Here is a 14651-nt window from a genome sequence, read left to right as displayed (position 1 = left end):
GTTATCGCCTTTTAAGATTCACGCGTATGTCATCACCTTGGAACCAACCGCCTCCCTCGCTCCATGAAGAGATAATATCGCGAGAATCAAGCCATTGGACTAGCAAACGATTTTCATCTGAATTCGGTAATCTTGGTTTGTGATGTCCCGTCGTGATCTCACAAAACGGTTTCGGAAGTGACGCGAGGACTTCGCGAGCTTCCTCTACAGTCATGGTCGACTGAAGCTTGTTAAAGAGAGAAATCTGCGTCTCAACGGGGTTTGAATTGAGGATTAGCGATCGCCCTGTGCTAACATCAAGGTGGGGCAATCTTGCATCGGTGCGATCAAGAATCGAACCGATGAGTGCTGCTCGATCCGGAAACTCCGTGAGCGCGCTCATATTCATAAGATCAATGATGGCGCGCTTGTCGCCATCGTTTATGTCGCCTCTAAGGAGCGCTTCGCGGAAGTCGTCGTCAAGCGCAAACGTCTCAGGACTCGCGAGATAGGTTTTGATGTTTGCTGCTACGAAAAGCACCGGCAAGTCTGTCTCGTGATCTAGAAAGTCCAGGTTTTCCTTCGAAAAGGTGAGCTTATTCTCCTCGATAAGTATGGTGAGCTTCGAGGAAGATAGCTCCGCCGGAAAATTCTTCATCGGGTAGGGAATTGCTCGGACATACCCCCGGTAGCTTTCGTCGCTCATTGCATCCGCGTTAACGAGAATTTGGCGTAGCGGTAGTGTCTCCGAACCGCTCGGCAGAGGAGACTCCAGGATGACCGCGCGCACATCTTGCTGATCAAGATAGGTCACCAAGATATCAGCCGCGAAGCCACTGCCTCCCATAAACGCGATGCAATTCCCCCATGTCGGTTTGATACGTTGAAGCTCAAACACCATGGCGTGGAATCTCTCGGGAACTCCATCCAGCGTTGGGAGGAGAGCCGTTTGTCGTTCAAGAAACGTGCGCAGACTGCCTTCGTCAATTTCCTCACGGCATAGGATATCTATTATGGCCGCGACATCCTCTTCGGAATTGTCGTCAAGCTCGAGAAGCACGTCGCTAAGATAGAGACCGAAGTCGCGTTCAACCCTCGTCAACAATGTCGGGTCCGTGATTGAACGTATTGTCGTGTAGTTACGCTCGCGAAACGCGGTGAGATTTGTCTCCCCCAGAACCTCTCGATAGACATGTTCAAGATTGGGTATCGAGAGCTCAAACAACCCCTTATTTACCATGAAGCGGACGGTCCGGGCGTATGACCCTATGGCCGAAAGATCCCGCACCTCGAAGCCAATGCACTCCAAGCGTTCGGGTGGCAGGTCAGATGCAAGTGCCAGAATTTCAGCGAGGTTCTCCGCGACGAATCCAGAGAATTCGCCGTTATCGCTTGCCGTCTTTGTGAGTGCACTTGGAGGAAGGTTCGTCAACAATTGCGTGACATGGGAGAGACTGCGCGTGCTTGCGATGGCTGTCGGAATGAAGCGCTTCCAATTATTGGCCAGGCCGGAAAGCAACCCGGAGACGTTGCGTCCCGCAGCATAATAGGCCTCGAAGAAAGCTTCGCAGTTGTCGAAATTGGACGCGATGAACTCGAAGAGCCTCCGAGTCTGATCGCTATAATGGGTCGTCTCGCTTAGAAGGGTGTCAACCAGCTTGATGTTAAGGACATAACTTTGACCAAAGTCCTCATCGCGCATCGCCGCGATGACCTCTTTTGGGTTGTCGATTGGAAAGGCTGGAACAGGTGTAACGAACGCTCGTATCTGAATCAGGAACTTGTTGTCATTCGGCGACAGTCGGCCAGAGTGGAAGAGTGATGTATATTGGTAATATGTGTCGTCAAGATGCCCTTCCAAAATAAGAAAGCGAGCCAGATCTCCTTTCTCGATAAATCCGTCGAATAGATCAGTTACACGATCGGCGCTTGAACGGACAAGCTCATTGAATTTAATTGTTCGAAGCGTTCCGATTCTTGATCTTAGATCCCGAATTCGGCGCAAGCTCTCGTCCTTCTTGGCCGTCGCCTTGTTTTCTATTTCCAACTTGCGTTGCGAATAGGATTTCAAAGGATCAACATTGTCTTGCAAACTGGCGATACTCACACGCGGCTGGTGGCCATTGACCTGCAGGCAATGGAGATGTTCAGCTCCGATCAATTGTTCAAAATCATTGTGGCCTGCCACCTCTTGAATCATAATCCAAGACCGTCCGTCTAGGCTGACAGCGTAGACTTTTGCCGGCAGCATCTCCATAAGAGCCATTCCGTAGATCAGACGTAACTCTTTTAGGTCGGAGGGGGTCTGTCGCTCGGCGGTTTCAATCGTCTGTTCGAGATCCGCGATCTCGGATCGAAACGCGGCCTCGCCCTGCATTATGAGTTCATCTTTGCGGTTCAAGATGTTGGCGAGATTTCCTTCGCCGCGATGCAGGTGTTCAAAGTCTCGGGGATAAACGTTCTTGTAGATCAAGACTGCCAGCAGCTTATCTGCGTTGAGCACATTCTCGTCGTCGGTTTCCAAGTTAGCAGCGTATATAGCATATTCATTGAATATATTCTGGATCAGCCGGAGGTCGTTGAGATAGCGCGAAACTTCTCTGAGGAATTGACGACCAAGACGGCTGTCGAGCGCCAGCCTCTTTCCTTGCTCCAAAACCATATCGATCGAGTTCGATGCGTTAATGATCGGAATGACTGGAATTATGAATTCGAAGAACTTGGTTCGATCAGTATTGGCGAATACGTCATCGCGTAAGGCATAAAGAAACCTGATGGTTCGATTGACGCCCGCGTTCTCATTTACCAAGCTGTTGATTTCACGCAATGTCACGAAGATTTCGGGGTCTTCGAAGCGGTCTAAGTCCTCAATGATGACGAGATCATATTCTGTCGATTGGAAGAAATAGATGATTTCATCTAGGTGACGGTTGAGGATGGAATCCTGATTATCTGATGCTGGCCTTATCTCAATATCTTTCAGTGAGAAACTCTTCAGTGATAACCCGAAGCTGGCCACATAAAAGTGATGCAGCACTGCCCAGAGGAATAGCGCTGCGAAGGCGAAGCCTCCGAGATTAAGCCAATTGCTCAGAGCGAACGGACTGAAGAAACTGCCGTCTAGAATAACTTCGCGCTTTGCGAAAACGTACCAAAGCGCAACCAGACCGATCGTGATGTACAGCGATTTTAATATCGATAGAACGCCGGGCGACTGAATTCGCTTAAAGCGCGACAATGGGAGTTTATTGGCGTCGGCGCCGTAAAGCATCTGCTCCAGTATGCTTCTTTCAATTCTTTTGCGTCTTTCGTCACCATTCACTGGGGCCGCTTCGTGTGCGAACGCTGCGAGAGATATGTGAAGCCTCGACCTAGGATGTTTTTTAAGGAAGGATTGGATAATACTGCTTTTTCCTGACCCGTAGGGACCTGTAAGCGCAATATTAAATACCTTCGGATCGGTCGTGGCGAAGTCTAAAGCTTCTGCATATACACCGTCCTTGTCAGCTTGATCAGTTGGAGCGAGATTTACGAACCTAGACGGCGTGGCCGCCGAACTACCCATACTTTTCAAAAAGTCCGCCAAACCAATGAGTCGTGCCGCCAACCAGTTTGTTAGTTTTGCAATGCCTTTGCTCATAATTTCCTACAATCAACGTTCCAAGCAGTTAAAATTAATAGGGCTTGGAAATCACCTAATTCTAGCTGGCAATAGCTCCGCATCTGAGAATCAATCACTAGGACTCCAGCATTCGCAATCATAACGCGAAGTGGCCAACGGCAATAGTTTTGATGGTCGGCAGCTATCGCGCGATAACGATATCAGACGGAACGACGAGAATGGGGACGCGGAGCCGCCATTGAACCTGCTGGTGATGAATGACCGCTCTGGGCCGCGAACGACGCTGGGGCAAAGTCGATCGCTGTGATCATCGTTGCGGCGCAGCAGGTCGGCTCCGGGTCCCAGTGTTGACGACTGCTGCGGTTTGCACGAATGTCTGCCTCGATGGAGATCTCGTTTGAAGAGGCAATGCAATGATTGATTTTCACATCCTGCTCGTGTTCTTCCCCATTGCATTGGCTCTAAACATGACGCCCGGCGCAGATATGCTTTTCTGCCTTGGTCAGGGCGCGAAATCCGGACCAAGAGCCGGCCTTTTCGCGTCTCTTGGGATTGCGACCGGATCGTTCATCCACGCCCTTGCTGGCGGCCTTGGTCTTGCAACATTGATCGCTGCGAACCCCATCGCATTCGAAGTGATCCGTTGGGCGGGCGTCGCCTATCTCGTTTATCTGGCCTTTCAGACAATCATGTCTCCAATAGGTCAGGTTTCACCAAACAATATTGAACGTTCATCTGCTTTTAAGGCATGGAAAGACGGCGCTTTTGTTTGCCTGCTCAATCCAAAAGTTGCGATCTTCATGCTTGCGCTGGTTCCTCAGTTTGTTGATCCGGAGCGCGGCTCAGTCCTGCTCCAGTTTTTGATCTTCGGAACAATTCTGAACATTGGCGGCACTTTGATTAACGGGATAATCGGCATGTTTGCGGGCAGGATCAGCGGTGTCTTGGCGAAAAACAAGCGCGTAGCGCGTGGCCTCCAGTACGCGACGAGTTCCGTCTTTTTCGGGCTTGCAGCGAAGCTGGCGTTTGATCGGCGCTGATGTTTCCACATGCCTGTTGTCATTATTGACCGGACATTCACGGGATGAACCGCAGCTGTGGCAATGTCCCGCAGTGCCGGCATCTGGCGGGCAATCGTCTTTGCTGACGTAGCGAATGGAGGCTTCGACGGGCTGCATCGCGGCAGTATATCAGCGGGTGAATGTCGGCAATGAGCCGGAAGCGACGACGAGCCTACAGGGCGCGAGTGGCTGTTTCGCCAAATGCCGGAACCCAAACCTTTATGGCAACACATAACTGCGCTTGGTAGTGCTTGAAACCACATTTGGATCAGGGTCTGGGGAGCGCTTCCACGCCTTTTCTTTCAACGCAGGCGCCCCCAAGCCCTTCTTCCGGTAGCGCCTTCAGGACAGACGCACAAGCTGTTTGCCGGGAGAGATCCAGAACACCCGCTACGCAAAAACATCCGCTTCACTTGGCAGATGTTCGCCCTGCTCCTCAAGGTCCTTGCGATAGGCCTGACAGATGACCACCGCAAAGACGGCAAAGCTGGATGACGAAATCAGCTTGACCGCGGCCAGCGCCAGAGCCCCGGCCGGATCCGGAATGCCCTGTGGCGTGACCGGATCTGATCCGATGCCGAGATTTTCAAAAAGGATCAGGGCTGCGAATCCGAGTGCCATCACCCCGCCGACCCCAAAAGCCAGTCTCGGGAGCAGATACCGGGCCTGCCGGATCGCCCGGCCAACCGCCAATCCCGCTCCCGGGCGAACCCCCAGCAGCATCGCCGGAAAGGCCGTCCCGAAAAGGAACATCGTCAGAAAATAGATCCCGGCTCCGCTAAGGACTGTCAATCCGAGAAAAGCTTCCCGGTTCAAACTCTGGTCGAGGGACCCCGCCATGAGCAGAAAGATGACGGCGATACCCACCACGAGGATCGGCACATAAAGCAGCAGGAAATAACGCAGGAGAAAACCGGCAAATTTCCGATTGATATCCTTGCCCTTTGGGTCCAGCCCCAGCAGATGCACACAAAAGTAGAAGACAAGACCGGCCTCGGCGAGGCCACGCGCAAATGTGATCGAGTTGTTCAAGTCATAAACAACATTGACCGTTTCCAGACCATAGAGCGCGCCGGTAAAGCCGAGAGATGCCGGCCAGCACGCCAGGATCGTGCTGTAGGCCTGCGAAAAGATATTGGACCCGTTCACGCAAAACACCTTCCGGGGATATAATCGCCTTCCTGTCTAGCCGGTTTTCAGGCCTATGAGCAACCGGTCCGGGTACAGATGACAGTTTCCCGTATTGAGAATCCGGAGACATGGTCAATGCTTTGAAAAAAGCGATCTGAAAGCGTTGTCACAGATGAAGAAAGCAATGCGCCTCCGCCGGGTCAGTCCGGCCGTTTTTCCGGTGTCAACAGCCAGGAGAAAACGGCAAGTGCCAATGCCGCACCGGCAAATTCGGCGGCAATGAACCCGGGCAGATCCGCCGGGCGGATGCCCGCGAATGTATCGGTAAAGGCCCTGGAAATAGCCACAGCCGGATTGGCAAAGGAGGTTGACGCCGTGAACCAGTAAGCAGCCGTGATGTAAAGCCCGACCAGCCAGGGCACGGCCGCTTCCCGGAACCTTATGCCAGCCAGAATGCTGGCCAGAAGCCCGAAGGTGGCAACGACCTCCGCCACCCATTGCCCCGTCCCGGTGCGGATGGTTGAAGAGGCTTGAAGCACCGGCAATTCAAACATGATGTGGGCCACAAGCGTTCCGCAAATTCCGCCGAAGATTTGAGCGGCCATGTAACCGATGCCGGTGCGCAGGTTCATGTCGCGTTTCAGCCAGAAGACGAAGGTGACCACCGGATTGAAATGAGCCCCGGAAACGGGCCCCAAAATGGTGATCAGAACGACCAGAATGGCGCCGGTGGGAAGTGTGTTGCCCAAAAGGGAAACGGCAACATCCTCAGACAGGCTGTCCGCCATGATGCCCGAGCCAACCACGGTGCCCACCAGCATGGCGGTTCCAAGGGCCTCGGCGGCCAGCCGGCGGGAAAGGCTAAAATGCAGCATGAAGGGCCTCGTTCAATCTTCCAAAGTGCCAATGGCAGCCAGTCTGGATGCACCGTCTCCGGCCTCAAAAACATCCTCGCCAAGGGCAAGCATCTCGCCGATCCGGCGCTCCAGGCGTTGATAGGCAAGATCAAAGGCCGCGCCCCGCACAGCATCATCACCTTCCACTGAGGCCGGATCGGCAATGCCCCAATGAACCACCAGCGGATGCCCGGGCCAGACCGGGCAGGCTTCTCCCGCAGCGCTGTCGCACACCGTGACAATCAGGTCCATTTGCGGTGCTTGAGGGCCGGCGAACTCTTCCCAGCTCTTGGAGCGGAACCCGTCGACCGGCAGGCCTTTGCGGCTCAGACAGGCCAGAGCATCCGGATTGATCTGGCCCCTAGGCGTTGATCCGGCGGAAAAGGTCGCAAATTTCCCCGCACCCAGATGCCGTAAAATTGCTTCCCCCAGCACGGACCGTGCCGAATTTGCCGTGCATAGAAACAGGACATTGCGCATTGTCCGTCAGCCTCGCTTGCAGTTCATGTCTTGATGAAAGGGCCTGAGCCCCTGGAGAGGTCTGGAGACAGGCCGGCAAACGGAGCACACAGAGCCGGCTGCCCACCGCAGCAATCCTCAAGCAGATAGGTCACCAGGTGCTGCATTTGCACCAGGTTCGCCCGGTAGAGAATCGAACGCCCGTCCCGCTCGGCCTGCACAAGACCGGAACGGGACAGAGCGCCCAAGTGGGCCGATAGGGTATTCGGACGCACCTTGAGTGCATGTGCGATCGCCCCGGCGGTCATGCCGTCTTTTCCCGTTTTCACCAAAAGGCGGAAAACGTCGAGGCGGGTTTCCTGACCTAAGGCAGCCAATGCAGTCATGGCGTCTTCTTTTTCCATAATTCGAGAATACCCGAATTATGGAATTGATCAAGGACAAATTTTTCTCAGAACAAAGGGCATGGTTTGATTGCAAAAGCCAAAAGCCTGCACCTGATACCGCCCGCAACCATTGCTGCGCTCAGACAGAGCGGCGAAAAACAGCTTGGGCCGCGGGAAGATCTTCAGTCAGCGCGGAGGCTCGATGTGACCAGAGCCGCAATCGGCGTGCACAGATCCGGCTGGCCGCCGCAGCAATCCTGCAGCAGGTAGGTCAAGAGAGATTGCATTGTCGACAGGTCGGCCCGGTAATGAATGGAGCGCCCGTCCCGCTCCGCCTCTACGAGGCCAGACCGGGACAGGGCGCCCAAGTGGGTCGATAGGGTGTTCGGACGCACATTAAGTTCTTCTGCAATGGCACCGGCGGTCATGCCTTCTTTTCCCGTTTTCACCAGAAGGCGAAACACGTCGAGGCGGGTTTCCTGACCCAAGGCTGCCAAAGCACTCAAGGCATCTTCTTTTTTCATAATTCGATAATACCCGAATTACCGAATATTGCAACTTTCAACTGATATTCCATCCAACTTCAAGTGAAGATATGCGTTTTCACGGATCCCGGTCTGCGCGAATGCCGCTTTTTCCACAACTGAGAAACACCCCTGGCGCCCTTCTGCCGGGCATCTCATACCACCCTCACTAGATAGGAACCGATCTGACCGTGTTTGGGGACTGTTCGGCAAGGAGCAGGTTGCAGGGCGATATGGTTTATCGTTCAAAACCTGGGACGCAGCTGAACAGTCCTCAAACACGGCCTCGGTGGCCTGCTCCGGCCCGCCGGACTGCGTTGCGCCGCTTGAACGGCCAAAAAGGCCGTCCTGCGCAACGCGCCTTGCCGGCCAATCCGGACCAGCGCCATCAGATGGGTTTCTATCTAGTGAGGTTGGTATCAGGCGGCCTTGGCCGCCAGACGTTTCCTGATGCTGTCAATATCGGCCCTGGGGGTCGCGGCAAACAGGGTCTTGGTGTAGTCGTGCTGCGGGCTGTTGAAGACCTCATCGCGCGTGCCGTATTCTACCACTTCCCCGAAATACATCACCATCACCTTGTCGGCGATATAGCGCACCACCGACAGGTCATGGGAGATGAACACATAAGTAAGGCCCATCTCGTCCTGAAGGTCTGCCAGGAGGTTCAAGATCTGCGCCTGGACGGACAGATCCAGTGCGGAGACCGGTTCATCCAGCACCAGCAGTTTCGGCTTCATCATAATGGCCCTTGCAATGGCAATGCGCTGGCGCTGGCCACCGGAGAACATATGCGGATAGCGCCCGTAATGTTCCGGCTGCAAACCAACCTTCTGCAGCATTTCAAGGGCCAGATCCCGGCGCTCAGCGGCCGGCATGTCTGTGTTGAGAAGAAGCGGTTCTTCCAGCACATGACCGATCTTCTGGCGCGGATTGAGCGACCCATAGGGGTTCTGAAAGACAATCTGTACCTTCTGGCGCATTTCCCGCGAGATACCGGTTTTTGCAATATTGATGGGCAGGCCGTCGATTTCGATCGTGCCTGCGCTTTGCGCATCGATCATGGTCAGCATGCGGGCCAGGGTGGACTTGCCGCAGCCGCTTTCGCCAACCACCGCCAGGGTCGTACCCCGCTCAACATCGAGGCTGACGCCCTTGACCGCCGTTAGCTGCGACGCCTTCTTGAAGAGGCCGCCCTTGATGTCATAGGTCCGGTAAACATCCCGGACTTTCAGGATTGTATCCTCAGCCATTTCAGAACCCTCCTGCTTCGGCAAAATCACTGACCGTCGGCAGGCGGTCACCCGTTGCATTTTCCGGCAAAGCCGACAGCAAGGCCCGAGTGTAGGGGTTTTGGGGGTTTTCAAACAGGGACAAGACGTCCGCCTCCTCCATCTTGCGGCCCTTGTATTGCACGATCACCCGGTCGGCGGTTTCCGCAACCACCCCCATATCGTGGGTGATCATGATCAGCCCCATGCCGCTATCCTGCTGCAGCTGGACCAGAAGATCCAGGATCTGCTTCTGGATGGTCACGTCGAGCGCCGTTGTCGGCTCGTCGGCAATAAGCAGTTTGGGAGCACAGGAAATGGCCATGGCGATCATCACACGCTGGCACTGGCCACCGGACATCTGGTGCGGAAAGGCGTTGAGCCGGCCAGCCGGATCGGGAATGCCGACTGATGTCAGCAGCTCCACCACCCGGTCCCGGACCTTGCGGCCTTTCAACTCCGTATGGGTCTTGAGCGCTTCGCCGAGCTGAAAACCGACCGTGAAACATGGGTTGAGGCTGGCAATCGGCTCCTGGAAGATCATGGAGATGTCCCGGCCGATCACCCTGCGCCGGTCCCGGGCGTTCAAGCTGCGCAGATCAAGGCCCTCAAACGTCATGGCATCGGCCGTGATGGTGGCCGTCTCCGGCAGCAGGCCCATTGTGGCCAGCATGGCAACGGATTTGCCCGACCCGGATTCCCCGACAATAGCAAGCACTTCACCCGCATCGACGGTATAATCAACCCCGTCCAGCGCCTTGAACGGCCCTTTGGCGGTGTCGAATTCGACCCGCAGGTTGCGAATTTCAAGGAGTGGCATTATATTTTTCCTCAGTATGAAAGGTCATACAGCACAAGAGGCCAGACGACATGCGAACGAAACCTATCATTCCGCTGATCTGAACCCGGCCGGTTCCGGCTAAGGGGCCAGGCATTTTTGCAGCCCCCCGAACAGCGCCGCCAGGTCGGCCGCGTAAACTTTCACGACAAGATTGACAATCAGGCTGGCCGCAACAATGAGCAGCCCGGCGCGGGCCACTCTCGACAGCCAGCAATAGACAGCGATCATCCGCCGCGCATTCGCCCCCGCCTTCAGGCAGGACCGGGCGATCTCGCGCAAGTTGCCCAGAACCGCCGTCTTGCGGTCCACACTCAAGGCCCGGAACGCATCGCTGCGCAGATCCGACAAGAGATAGTAAAGCCCCCGCTCCAGATTGTAGTAGCGCACGATGGAGCGCAGCGGCGAGTTCGGGATGATGGACAGCTCGCTCTTCACCGTTCCCATGACCAGATTGTCGCCGCTGGCGAGCGTGTAGATGTCATAGGTCTTGAAGGCCCGGCTGGCCGCTTCCAGCTGTTCGGTGATCCGCTGATATTGCTCGTCGGACGCATGGGGTTCGACCCCGTCCATATTGGTGCGGATCTCGACCTTGAGCGCGGTCAGAAGCTCGTCCTGCTTGCGCAGGCGCTCATACCACCACACCAGCCAGGCAACGACGGATTTCGCCAGCCAGGCCGCCGCCGCGATCATCGCGGCCGTGGCCGCAGCAATCACGGTGGCCGCGCCCCGCTCCAGCCCTTGCAGAAACAGAACGGCTTCACACAGGACGTCCACCCGCCTCAGCTCCTCTTCAGTTTCGGGTCAAGCGCATCGCGCAGACCGTCGCCGACCAGATTGATGGCCAGAACGGTAATCAGGATCGCCAGCCCCGGGAAGGTCACCACCCACCAGGCCCGCAAAATGAATTCCCGCGCCTCGGCCAGCATCGTGCCCCATTCCGGGGTTGGCGGCTGGGCGCCCATGCCCAGAAAGCCGAGAGCGGCCGCATCCAGAATGGCATTGGAGAAAGACAGGGTTGCCTGAACGATCAGAGGCGCCAGGCAGTTCGGCAGGATGGTCTTGAACATCAGCCGCATGTGCCCGGCTCCGGCCACCTTGGCCGCAACCACATAATCCCGGGACCGTTCCGAAAGCACTGCCGCCCGGGTGAGGCGGACAAAATGCGGCTGCAGCACGATGGCAATCGCGATCATGGCATTGATCAGCCCCGGCCCCAGAATGGCCACCAGAACCAGCGCCAGCAGCAAGGAGGGAAACGCCAGGATGATATCCATGATCCGCATGATGAAAGTATCAACGGCCCCGCGCATATAACCGGCCACCACCCCCATGGTGATGCCGCCGGTCAGGGCGATCGTGACCACCATGACCCCCACCAGCAGGGACAGGCGCGCTCCATAGATCAAACGGGAGAGGATGTCCCGGCCGATGGCATCCGTGCCCAGCAGAAAAGCGTCCTTGCCGCCCTCCTGCCAGACCGGCGGGGTCAGGAAACTGTCCCGGTACTGGAAGTCAGGATCATGCGGAGCCAGGACCGGTGCGCCAACCGCCATGAGAACCAGCAGCACGAAGACCACCAGTCCGGCGACCGCGCCCTTGTTCTGGGAAAAATAATACCAGAACTCGGCGAGCCGGGCTTTGGTCGCATTCCGGCTTTCCGTTTCCAGTTTCAATGTGTCTGCCTTTGCAGGCGCAGAGGGATCTATCATTGCTCTTTTCCTCCGGCTCAGGTGTGGCGAATGCGCGGATTGATGAGGCCGTAGAGCACATCAACAATCAGATTGACCATCATGATGATCCCCGCGATCAGAAGCAGCCCGCCCTGGACCACCAGATAGTCACGCCGGGAAATACTGTCGACAAGCCACTTGCCGATCCCGGGCCAGGAGAAGATCGTCTCGGTCAGGATGGCCCCGGCCAGAAGCACGCCGACCTGCAAGCCAATGGTTGTGACCACCGGAATGAGCGCATTGCGCAGGGCGTGCAGGCCGATGACCGAGCGCGGCGGCAGCCCTTTGGCCCGCGCCGTGCGCACATAGTCCTCGCCCAGAACCTCCAGCATGGCGGACCGGGTCTGGCGGGCAATCACCGCCATGGGAATGGTCGCCAGCACGATGGACGGCAGGATCAGATGCTGAACCGCCGACAGGAAGGCGCCCTTCTGCCCGGACAGCAGGCTGTCGATCAGCATGAAACCGGTCACCTGTGGAAAGTAGTACAGCAGGGAAATGCGCCCGGAAACCGGGGTCCATTGCAGGATGCCGGAAAACAGGATGATCAGCAGCAGCCCCCACCAGAAGATCGGCATGGAATAGCCCACAAGAGCCGTGCCCATGATGGCCTGGTCTGCCACGGTACCGCGCTTGACCGCTGCGAAGATGCCCGCCGGGATGCCCAGGCAGACCGCAATCAGGATCGCGCACAGGGCCAGTTCTGCGGTTGCGGGAAACAGCGTCAGAAAATCGTCCAGAACCGGGCGTTTGGAGACAAATGAAATCCCGAAGTCTCCCTGAAAAATCCCGAGAATATAGTCGAGATACTGCTGCCACCAGGGTTTGTCGAAGCCAAGCTGCGCCAGGATTTCAGCCCTGCGTTCGGGGCTCACGCCGCGCTCGCCGGCCAGAAGAACAACCGGGTCCCCGGGCAAGAGGCGAATGAACACGAAGGCGACAAAGGTGACGCCAAGAAAAGTCGGGATCAACAGACCGATACGGCCCAGAAGAAAACGAAGCATGTCAGGTTCCAGATACGAAGAACCAGCGGACCCCTTCTCAGGAAAGGAAGGCCTCCGCCGGTCAGAATTTGCGAAAGCGCCGGCAGAATCCCTGCCGGCGCTTCACGTTTTCAGGCGGGTTTACTCCGCGATGTCCACACCCTTGAACCAGTGGCCACCAAGCGGGTCCATCACATAGCCGGAGACCTTGGAGGACATCGGCATGAAGACGACGGAATGGGCGATCGTGGCCCAGGGCGCCTGCTCCTTGAAGACAACCTGCGCCTCTTCATAGAGCTTGGTGCGCTCGGCCTTGTCGGTGATCGTCTTGGCTTTCTGGATCAGAGCTTCGAACTCGTCGTTGCACCACTGGGCACGGTTCGAGCCGCCAACACCATCACAGCCAAGCAGAACGGCCAGGAAGTTGTCCGGGTCGCCATTGTCACCGGTCCAGCCGAGCAGAACAGCCCCGTCGCGGTTGACGTCCTTGGAGCGGGACAGGTACTCGCCCCACTCATAGGAGACGATCTCGACATTGACGCCGATCTTGGCAAAGTCGGCCTGAATGACCTCGGCCATACGCCGTGCATTCGGGTTGTAGGGCCGCTGTACCGGCATCGCCCAGATCTTCATGGACAGGTTTTCGACACCGGCAGCCGCCAGCATTTCCTTGGCCAGCTCCGGATTGTAGTCGTCGTCTTCAACAGCGTCGTTGTAGGACCACATGGTCGGCGGAATCGGGTTCTTGGCCGCTTCGCCGGAGCCCTGGAAAACCGCATCCAGAATGGCCTGTTTGTTGATGGCGTGGTTCAGGGCCTTGCGCACTTCCGGCTTGTCAAACGGCGCGACCTTGGTGTTGTAGGCCAGATAGCCCACATTCAGGCCCTGCTGTTCCATCAGGGTCAGGCCGCTGTCAGCCTTGATATCAGAAATATCGGCCGGTGCCGGAAAGGGCATCACATGACACTCACCCGCCTTCAGCTTCTGAAGACGCACCGCCGCATCCGGGGTGATGGCGAAGATCAGGTTGTCGATCTTTTCCTTGCCGTCCCAGTAGTCAGGATGGGCCGCATAGCGGATGACCGCGTCTTTCTGATAGCCGACAAACTTGAACGGACCCGTGCCGACCGGCTGCTGGTTGAGCTGTTCCTTGGTGCCCGCGGCAGCCAGCTGATCGGCATATTCGGCGGACACGATGGAGGCGAAATCCATGGCCAGGTTCGCGATCATCGGCGCTTCCGGCCGGTTCAGCACGAATTTGACGGTATAGTCGTCAACCTTCACGATCTCCTTGATGAGATCAGGCATGGACATGCCGTTGAAATATTCCCAGGCTGCACCGGCGGTGTATTCATGCCACGGATTGTCCTTCTTCAGCTGGCGCTCGAAGGAGAAGATCACGTCATCGGCGTTGAAATCGCGGGTCGGCGTGAAAAAATCGGTCGTGTGAAACTTCACACCCTTGCGCAGGTTGAACGTGTTTTCCAGACCGTCTTCAGACACATTCCAGCTTTCCGCGAGCCCCGGAAGCACTTCCGTGGTGCCGAGCTTGAACTCGACAAGCCGGTTATAAAGCGGTTTGGAGGACGCATCGAATGTGGTACCGGCGGTGTAAAGGGCGGTATCGAAGCCTTCAGGAGACCCTTCCGAGCAATAGACCAGGGTCTTTGCCGACGCGCCGCTTGCCGCAACCACAGCAAGGCTCGCACCGAGAAGAGTTGCCTTCAAGGTTTTTTGAAAATTCATCAATTTGTTCTCCCCTTGATGAAGG

The 14651-nt window shown here is 56.4% G+C and carries 13 protein-coding genes; 1 reads left to right on the top strand and 12 read right to left on the bottom strand.

The genetic code is table 11. The annotated features are described in order from the left end of the window. Window position 1 precedes the first annotated feature (1 nt). Window positions 2-3619 carry a YobI family P-loop NTPase gene (locus tag ACXAIC_RS03775; RefSeq protein WP_475173791.1) on the bottom strand — a complete coding sequence of 1206 codons (3618 nt, stop codon included), beginning with the start codon at window positions 3617-3619 and terminating at the stop codon, window positions 2-4. Window positions 3620-4014: 395 nt separating this feature from the next. On the opposite strand from ACXAIC_RS03775, the gene ACXAIC_RS03770 reads away from it, so the two are divergent. After that, complete coding sequence (locus ACXAIC_RS03770) at window positions 4015-4641, top strand: LysE family translocator (RefSeq protein ID WP_475173788.1); 627 nt, start codon at window positions 4015-4017, stop codon at window positions 4639-4641. Between the two features lie 411 nt (window positions 4642-5052). Here ACXAIC_RS03770 and ACXAIC_RS03765 read toward each other — a convergent pair whose 3' ends face one another. From ACXAIC_RS03765 to ACXAIC_RS03715, 11 genes are all read right to left on the bottom strand, one after another. Continuing rightward, window positions 5053-5811 (bottom strand): hypothetical protein, encoded by a 759-nt coding sequence (locus tag ACXAIC_RS03765; protein ID WP_475173786.1) that lies wholly within the window; start codon window positions 5809-5811, stop codon window positions 5053-5055. Between the two features lie 182 nt (window positions 5812-5993). Beyond that, window positions 5994-6668, bottom strand: a complete 675-nt coding sequence (locus ACXAIC_RS03760) for an aquaporin (RefSeq protein ID WP_475173785.1) — start codon at window positions 6666-6668, stop codon at window positions 5994-5996. Between the two features lie 12 nt (window positions 6669-6680). Further along, window positions 6681-7169, bottom strand: a complete 489-nt coding sequence (locus ACXAIC_RS03755) for an arsenate reductase ArsC (RefSeq protein WP_475173783.1) — start codon at window positions 7167-7169, stop codon at window positions 6681-6683. Window positions 7170-7192: 23 nt separating this feature from the next. Next, window positions 7193-7552 (bottom strand): ArsR/SmtB family transcription factor, encoded by a 360-nt coding sequence (locus tag ACXAIC_RS03750; protein ID WP_475173779.1) that lies wholly within the window; start codon window positions 7550-7552, stop codon window positions 7193-7195. A 164-nt stretch (window positions 7553-7716) separates the two neighbouring features. Continuing rightward, the gene (locus tag ACXAIC_RS03745) at window positions 7717-8058 is read right to left on the bottom strand and encodes an ArsR/SmtB family transcription factor (protein WP_475173777.1); all 342 of its coding nucleotides are present in this window, start codon (window positions 8056-8058) and stop codon (window positions 7717-7719) included. A gap of 419 nt (window positions 8059-8477) precedes the next feature. Continuing rightward, the gene (locus ACXAIC_RS03740) at window positions 8478-9308 is read right to left on the bottom strand and encodes a dipeptide ABC transporter ATP-binding protein (protein ID WP_475173774.1); all 831 of its coding nucleotides are present in this window, start codon (window positions 9306-9308) and stop codon (window positions 8478-8480) included. 1 nt (window position 9309) lies between these two features. Then, window positions 9310-10146, bottom strand: a complete 837-nt coding sequence (locus ACXAIC_RS03735; protein WP_475173771.1) for an ABC transporter ATP-binding protein — start codon at window positions 10144-10146, stop codon at window positions 9310-9312. Window positions 10147-10245: 99 nt separating this feature from the next. After that, on the bottom strand, window positions 10246-10941 hold the full coding sequence (locus ACXAIC_RS03730; RefSeq protein WP_475173769.1) for a hypothetical protein: 696 nt from the start codon (window positions 10939-10941) through the stop codon (window positions 10246-10248). 5 nt (window positions 10942-10946) lie between these two features. Further along, window positions 10947-11876 (bottom strand): ABC transporter permease subunit, encoded by a 930-nt coding sequence (locus tag ACXAIC_RS03725; protein WP_475173767.1) that lies wholly within the window; start codon window positions 11874-11876, stop codon window positions 10947-10949. Between the two features lie 17 nt (window positions 11877-11893). After that, on the bottom strand, window positions 11894-12901 hold the full coding sequence (locus ACXAIC_RS03720; protein ID WP_475173764.1) for an ABC transporter permease subunit: 1008 nt from the start codon (window positions 12899-12901) through the stop codon (window positions 11894-11896). 120 nt (window positions 12902-13021) lie between these two features. Beyond that, window positions 13022-14626: an ABC transporter substrate-binding protein gene (locus ACXAIC_RS03715; RefSeq protein WP_475173761.1), complete on the bottom strand. Its 1605-nt coding sequence runs from the start codon at window positions 14624-14626 to the stop codon at window positions 13022-13024. Window positions 14627-14651: the final 25 nt, after the last annotated feature.

The organism is Roseibium sp. AWQ4_254 (assembly GCF_056161025.1).
Note: the sequence above shows the minus strand (reverse complement) of the source record. Positions and strands in the feature narration are given on the sequence as shown.